Source organism: Nitrosomonas sp., assembly GCF_043753625.1.
Lineage (GTDB): Bacteria > Pseudomonadota > Gammaproteobacteria > Burkholderiales > Nitrosomonadaceae > Nitrosomonas.
In genome coordinates, this window is the sequence record NZ_JAYUWI010000039.1 from 1 (window position 1) to 6,385 (window position 6,385).

At 44.7% G+C, this 6,385-nt stretch carries 3 protein-coding genes and 1 pseudogene; 2 read left to right on the forward strand and 2 right to left on the reverse strand.

What is annotated here, in order from left to right; all coding sequences use genetic code 11:
* Nucleotides 1-386 precede the first annotated feature (386 nt).
* Nucleotides 387-1,955: a serine/threonine protein kinase gene (locus ACH10T_RS03880; protein WP_394808016.1), complete on the reverse strand. Its 1,569-nt coding sequence runs from the start codon at nucleotides 1,953-1,955 to the stop codon at nucleotides 387-389.
* Nucleotides 1,956-2,819: 864 nt separating this feature from the next.
* Between ACH10T_RS03880 and ACH10T_RS03885 the strand changes: the two genes are divergently transcribed.
* Nucleotides 2,820-4,385, forward strand: a complete 1,566-nt coding sequence (locus tag ACH10T_RS03885; RefSeq protein WP_394808017.1) for an APC family permease — start codon at nucleotides 2,820-2,822, stop codon at nucleotides 4,383-4,385.
* A gap of 92 nt (nucleotides 4,386-4,477) precedes the next feature.
* On the opposite strand, the gene ACH10T_RS03890 is transcribed toward ACH10T_RS03885, so the two are convergent.
* On the reverse strand, nucleotides 4,478-4,858 hold the full coding sequence (locus ACH10T_RS03890; RefSeq protein WP_394808018.1) for a rhodanese-like domain-containing protein: 381 nt from the start codon (nucleotides 4,856-4,858) through the stop codon (nucleotides 4,478-4,480).
* A 174-nt stretch (nucleotides 4,859-5,032) separates the two neighbouring features.
* Between ACH10T_RS03890 and ACH10T_RS03895 the strand changes: the two are divergent.
* Nucleotides 5,033-6,029, forward strand: a pseudogene (locus tag ACH10T_RS03895) (IS30 family transposase).
* Nucleotides 6,030-6,385: the final 356 nt, after the last annotated feature.

Below are 6,385 nucleotides of genomic sequence, written 5' to 3' on the forward strand. Positions count from 1 at the left end.
TAAACTACCGGGGCATGCACTTTAGTAGTGCAACAATTTTCTCAGGTAGCTTTTCCAGAACAACTGTTGTTTGATACTTTTTCAGGGTCGACTATGTAGAATTGGAATAAGGTTATAAATGTGCTATCGCGCATGATGCTTGTGCCACATTAGCGTTAGAATTTAATGGAGCTCAGTACCATCAAGTCAAGTACTCGCTGCTTTTATGTCCGCACTTGGCTTTGCTTATGCAAAAGTCGCATCTACTGATAAACTGTTGGCTGAGATAAATCAGCAATCTTAGAATACCAGTCATAGCGATTCCAGCAGGGCAATTTGCGATCATCTGAAAATCAAGAAATAGAATCAACTAATTCTTAAAATTTCGTCGATATGAGATAGAACTTTTATTGAATAGCTGCAATCTCACCCCGAATTTTCCTTATCCTAGAATCATCTGGCAAAACCGATTCCGCTCTTTGCAAATATAACTTAATCATATTGAGTTTACCTTCAATTTTCGCTTTTTCAATAAACTGAACATACCGATCCACGATTTTCTGCAGCCCAGCACGTGCTTCCACATTATCTGGTTCCGTGGCTAAGACCAGCTGATAATACTTATATGCATTACTTCTCGGTGGGGTGGTGAAATGTCCTACTTTCATAGCTTTCTCAGCGACATCCAGGTACTTCTTGATTAAAACCTCATCGGTTTTGGTTTTCAATGGTGTTGATTCGTCTGCCAGCTCAGTTAATTCTTCGGGTTCAGCAATTTTGTCTGAATCCAATTCTGGATTTGATTGAGCGACAATCGAAGGGATAGTGGATTGGTCTTCTTTAATTTCCGGTGTAACGGTAGTTTTGCCGGGATTGCGTTGGAATAAAGGCTGGGTAGCTGCTGTACTTTTCTTGTTATCCGCTATTTCTACCGGTTTCTTATCAAACCATATTCCAAACGTCACCAGCACAACGATCCCGGTCATGACACCAATCCATAGGGCGTTCTTAATAATCGGATTGCTATTGACAACTTCTGCGCCCACTTGCTTGGCAGATGACAGCTCCGCCGGGCCGCTGGTTTGCTCTGATTTTAATAGCGTTAAAATCTCGCCTGCCGACTGCGGCCGGCGGCTGTATTCAGGTTGCAGCATCCAATCGATCGCTTGCAACAATTCCACGCTATACGTAGCACTCGCAGCCGCAGAAAGTGAGCCCATCGGATCAGGTTTGCCTTGGTTTAAAGCCGTAATCCTGCTTTGCGCAGCAATGGGCTTATCATGCAAGATACAGGCCGACATCGTCGCACCCAGTGCATAGAAATCGGTCGCGGGTCCGGGTACATTTTCAGGTTCATATTGTTCTGCTGGCGCGTAACCGCTAGCTAATTCATCCGAAAACTGAGCCGTGCGTGCGGCGATAGTTAATCGTGCAGCAGAAAAATGCGTTAGTAACGGTTCGCCATCTTTATCGAATAAGATCGCTACCGGTTGAATACCGCCATGTACCATTTTGTATTCGTGGATTTTCTGAAGCGCATTCAAGATCGATACCAGAATGAACTTTAATTCCGTTTCAGCAAATGCTGTTTTGGATTGGATTAGCTTGGAAAGTGATGTACCGTCTCGGGTGCTCATGATCAGATAAGCCGTGCCGTTGAATGGCAGACTGTTCTCCGCCAAGACAAGATTGGGATGCTCAATTTGTGTCAGCATCTCAGCCTGATCCAAAAATGCCTTTAGCCCATAGTCAAAATTTTCTTTATCTTCTAGAGACTTGGCCTCAACACGCAGACCATCACTTGCACGAACAGCAAAATTGTTCGGAAAATACTCTTGTATTCTCACCTGCTCTTTAAGATGATGATTCCAGGCACGATAGATAATATCGAACGGATTAACTTTTACGGTTCCTTTAATTTCGTAGACGCCGATTTGAGTCCCTGTGGGTAGAATTTGATCGTGTATATTTGTCATAATAAGCTGTTTCTAGTATTAATTAATACTTCCGGTCTGATACAACTGACCAACAAAGGAATATGTTGCCTTGTAGTTTAAAGCAACTGAGTTCGATGTACACCAATATTTTCTGATTGAAATGTAGCCGAGTTAAGGTAGGCTTTTTTGATTTGGGGATGCGAATAGCTCTCAGATTTTGAACGATGGTTTTCAGCAACCATTTGGATGTGCGCTTCGACCGAAAATAGCGGTGTTTTTTCAACATCGCAACTCGTAAATCCTGATAAGGACATTCAAGTAAGTTGAGATCTATATAAATCTCTGAATAGTTCACACTTATTATGCCAAACATAGTGAGAAATCTTCGAGAATAAGCAGTATAGATTTCTTACTATGCTTGTAATGACGGTTATTTAGCAACTCGTATTAAGGTACGCCCATACTCGACTCGATACTTAGAAATCTGTTCGCAGACAATAAAATACATTCACTGTCAAGCATATCGCGATATCCTACCCAAGTAGTTTGACTCGGCAATACGGGCAATTTACATTGTTTGTCCCGCTCCGCACCGGGATTATGCGACAGTTTCCTCTTTGACGCGACGATCAAAATACACGAATAACAGTAGTCTGTAAAATGCAGAATGGAGCATGTCGGAATTCTAAATATTCTTATCAAAAATTGCATTATTCATCCTGAACCTTAAAAATTTTTCTCCTATGATCGCTCGATACATCAAACTGTACAGTCAATTGAACTATTAGTATTGAATACCTTGCTTCGTTTTTGACTTCACTGCAAATCTTTGTTACTTTCCAGCGTTTATAAGGAATTCTGTTTTCCAGTTTTCCAGTTTTCCAGAAAACCACGAGGCATTAGATGCACGAAGAATCTGTTATGCATGGCCTGAAAGCCAAAGGATTAAAAAAGGGGTCGGTATCCAGGTCGGCTGCGGTCACGATTGGTCTGGCAGCAACCGCTCCGGCGTACTCGTTAACCGGTGCGTTGGGCTATGGTGCTTCTGAAAGCGGTTATCAGTTACCGATCGTGTTCATTCTGTCCGTGATTCCGATGTTCTTTGTGGCATTGTCCTACAAACATCTGACTACCTCAGCGCCGGATTCTGGTACAGTTTTCACATGGGGTACAAAAGCCATTGGGCCACGATTTGGTTGGTTTGGAGGTTGGGCGTTGTTATTGGCGAGTGTGCTGGCAGGCGTCGCCGCAACTCAGGTCATAGTCAACACGACAGCCATCGTCTTTAATTTAGACGAAACGCCCCTGTGGTTTCACTTCGGCGTAGCTATTCTATTCATCCTCAGTACGACATATCTAACGGCACTCGGTGCTGAAGAATCTTCGCGTACCACCATAATCCTGACGATCGCACAATACGGTGGTCTCATCTTACTCGCAGCTATCCTGTTGATGCGCATCATGCAGGGAGACGCGGCGAGTACTGCCGAACCATTCTCACTGGAGTGGCTCAACCCGTTTGCGATTTCCTCTTTCAGCGCATTTCTTAATGGATTCCTTGTTGCGTTATTCATTTTCTGGGGGTTTGATGCGTCGCTGGCAATGTCTGAAGAAACGGATGGCAGCTCAGAGCAAGCGGGCCGAAGTGGCCTGATCGCGATGACAATTACTGTGATTACCTATGTAGTTTTCTCTACAACGGCGTTAGCGTACGCCGGTATTGATCCGCAGGATAAATCAAGCCTGACGTTTAAAGACAATGTCGATTCCATCATAACCGTGCTGACGACCGACATGATCGGCGCCAAAGGCGCGCTAATTGCTGCATTGATAATCGGTGTTTCGGCTTTCTCTTCGACGATGTCTACGATCATGCCGGCAGCACGTGCTGCACTTGCAATGGCGATATACCGGGCCATTCCTAGCAGATTTTCTTCAGTCAATGAAGCAACACAAACACCGAAGTTTGCAACTTGGACAATCGGTTTGGTGACGCTGGTCATCTACACCGCCCTGAGCATGATCAGCGAGTCAATTGTCAAAGATTCTATCCACAGTGTCAGCATAGCAATCTGCACCTACTACACTATAGCGTCGCTATCCTGTGTACTCTACTTTCATCGTACTGCATTTAATCACTGGCAAACAGCGCTGTCGCAATTGATCTTGCCTGCAATTGCTGCTGTAATTTTGATTGCGGTGGGTATTCTTCAAGCATGGAACATGCTAGATCCCAATTATGGATCTAGCGGATCGATTGCTGGCGTGGGTACTGTGTTTCTGATCGGGGTTGTCGCGCTATTTCTCGGTGTTCCGCTAATGATACTTTGGAACATGCGTGAACCCAAATTCTTTCGGGGCGAAACACTTCCCCTTGAAAGAGCACATATGGTGTTCGATAACGGGAATAACATTCCGGTCCAGTCCGCTATCAGCCAAGAAACTGGCAATAAACTGCCTAGCAAATGAAAGTAATCAGATTCACTGGTTTTTGGTGAAAAAGGACATTAAGATTTTACATAAGATTTGACTGTACTAAATTCAAAATTGTTGTGTCATTTCTAGATTGATTTATTTTTTTCAAGCGAAAAACCAGCGTCACGTAAAGCTTTAATGCCCCCATCCATAGATACCACATTGGTATAACCCATTTGTTGCAATGCATCCGCCACCAGAACTGAACGGTACCCACCGCCGCAATACAGCACAATAGCAGCCCGCTTATCAGGTATCACGTTTTCAATGTCGCGTTCGATGATACCTTTTCCAAGATGACGAGCACCCGCCGCATGGTCAATCCAGAATTCATGATCTTCGCGAACATCGATAAAATGAAATTGTTCTCCCCGCGTCAATCTGGCCTGCACATCAGCCACAGTACATTCCTTTACGCGTTGTTTTGCTTGTCCCACTACCCGTAAAAACCCCGGATTGTGCTGCATCATTATTCTCCCCTATTATTATTCAACACTATGTGATAACCAAAAATAATGGCTATCGGAATGTACCAAAGATTTGGCGGATTCAAGTTCGAAGTGCAACTTTTGTAAGCGAATTTAGGTGGCAAGCTGCGTTAATATTGGAGCCACTTAAACGACCAAGTAAAAGGAGCACAGATGAAGCAATACAAGCAGCTTACCAGCGGGCTACGATACCAGATTTACGGACTGAAGCAAGCTGGTTTGAATCAAACCGAGATCGCCGAAAAGATCGGCGTAGACAAGGGCACGGTTTCACGGGAGTTCAAGCGCAACAAGGAGCAAGCGTGGCTGGCGACCTAAACAGGCACAATCGTTGCGTGATGAGCGCTGCGGTGCACGTATCAATGGCAAGTGTTTCTCATCGGATGGATGGGCGGAAGTTGAGCGGTTGATTCAGGAAGATCTTAGCCCAGAACAGGTCGCAAATCGGCTTGAATTGGAAGGTGTCTTGAAGATCAGCCATGAAACCATCTACCAACACATTTACGCGGACAAACGAAATAGCGGAGACCTGCACCAACATTTGCGCAGCCAGAAACCACACCGAAAGCGTTATGCAAGCGGGCAAGAGCGGCGCGGCATGATCAAGAATCGTGTCAGCATTGATGAGCGTCCAGAGATTGTTGCTCAAAAGACGCGTATTGGGGATTGGGAGGGCGACACTGTGATTGGCAAAAACCATAAAGGTGGCTTGGTTACACTGGCTGAACGCAAGTCACGCTATGTGTTGGCGGGACATATACGCAGCAAACACGCGGTGGGTGTAACAGCCGTAACAACGCGCCTGCTGACGCCATACAAGGATAAGTGCCACACCATCACATTCGACAATGGCAAGGAGTTTGCGGAGCATGAGAAAATAGCAGCAGAACTAAAAGCGGACATTTATTTTGCCAACCCCTATCACTCTTGGGAGCGATGTCTGAACGAGAACAGTAACGGGCTATTGAGGCAGTATTTCCCCAAGGGCATTGTGCTGACCAACATCACTGAGGAACAAGTACAGGAGGCGGTAGAGCGAATCAACCATCGACCTAGAAAAGCACTGGGATTTAGAACCCCGCATGAGATATTTTTCGGGGTGGAAATACGTTACACTAAACAGCCGTTAGCTGTTGCACTTCGAAATTAAATCCGCGTTTTCTATACGATCAAAATGATAGCAAGTACACAATGATAGCAAGTACAAAAAATTATTAAACTGGTATAAATTCTTCAGCGATTGGTGCACCATTTCACAATGAGTAGAGAAGACTCACTTGGGCTTAATGTGAGCATAACCATGAGTGGTCAATTTCATATTTATGATTATGAGCTTATGTGAATAAGTGCGAGCAGGCAGAAACGCTGCATTAGAAAAATACCAGAACTAGGGAATAAAAAAACCGGCACACCGGCTGTCTTTCGACAGTGGTGTACCGGCGTTGATGCTTGCTAAGCTTATAGCTTGGTAAAGACTGGGATAACTGCGCCAGCAATACTATTGAT